Source organism: Parapedobacter sp. ISTM3 (assembly GCF_016533505.1).
Classification (GTDB): Bacteria; Bacteroidota; Bacteroidia; order Sphingobacteriales; family Sphingobacteriaceae; genus Parapedobacter; species Parapedobacter luteus.
In genome coordinates, this window is sequence record NZ_JAENGN010000056.1 from 1 (window position 1) to 1,122 (window position 1,122).

Here is a 1,122-nt window from a genome sequence, read left to right on the forward strand (position 1 = left end):
GTTACCGAGCATCGCGCCAATGTCCTTAAAGAATCCGGTATAGTCACCGTTCGGGATTTGAAACACTTTATAATTAACAACTATCCCACTGACGTTGATATATCATCGGTGACTTTTCGTGGGTTTGGCTCCACCGGCTCGGAAAAGTTATTATGTAGCGTTCTAAAATAGGCGAAGGTATGATTGGGAGAACTTACCAGCATGGGCTATTGCAATACCGCCACTCCCAAATGCTGGGTGAAGTGATGAACATCGGCCTTATTGCGTATTTCCCGACGCATCGGCATTTGGCGTTCTTATACCCTGAAAAATTGATTCGTCTCCGTTTCGCATATACCATCATCCCCGAAAAAACTATCAAGGGATATTTTAGGTATTTTAACAAACGGGTAGCACTACAAGCCAATCACGCAAACGAAGCAGTCTGTAGGTGATTTAGTGAGACATCAAAATACCGTTCGTTGGAAAACATCGTTCTTTTACGTTCGCTCCAACTATCAAGATAAGTCTTAACAACTTGCTTCTCGTAAGTCCTTTCTTTGTTTACTATATAATCAATTGAAGATAGAAGTTCCAACGCAAAGTCCGAGTAAAACCCTTCCAGAAAACGCATCGTCCGCTGGGCAATTTCCAAAAGCTCCGGTCTACTTTCCACGTACGATTTGACAGTCTCATAACCATCGGCCACCAAGGTCAGCGGCTCAAAGGGTTTTTTGTCCATATAGCTATATCCCATGATGTAGCTGCCGTTCAATGCATATAACACATGACGTACCTTTCCTGAATAAGGGCCGTAAAAGTTGGGCTGGAAATCCAGTTTAAAATACTTCTTTGCCCCAAAGCGCTGTAAAAAGTAGCAAACCTTCTCACAAGAAAATTCCGACACATACTCGCCATTTTTTACGAGGTCATAAAGAACATAGAGCAGCAATGCTCTCGCATCCGTCAATTTAGCACGTTCTTTTTTTAAGTGTTCCTTTATCTGCGTCGTCGGTTCGTATACTAACACGTCTATATCCAAATGACCGAGTTTATGTCCTATAATTCTTTTCACTTTTTCCCATTCAAGCCCACCATTGCCTGCACCGAGAGGAGGTATCGCAATACTGTTGATTTTGTATT

General features: G+C 42.3%; 2 protein-coding genes. One reads left to right on the forward strand and one right to left on the reverse strand.

The window, feature by feature from the left end:
* Positions 1 to 179 precede the first annotated feature (179 nt).
* The gene (locus JHJ32_RS22550; protein ID WP_200122979.1) at positions 180 to 434 is read left to right on the forward strand and encodes a hypothetical protein; all 255 of its coding nucleotides are present in this window, start codon (positions 180 to 182) and stop codon (positions 432 to 434) included.
* Here the strand turns inward: JHJ32_RS22550 and JHJ32_RS22555 are convergent.
* Positions 407 to 1,122: hypothetical protein (locus JHJ32_RS22555; RefSeq protein ID WP_200122981.1), on the reverse strand; the 716-nt coding region annotated here is incomplete at its 5' end. The two genes, JHJ32_RS22550 and JHJ32_RS22555, sit on opposite strands and share 28 nt — an antisense overlap.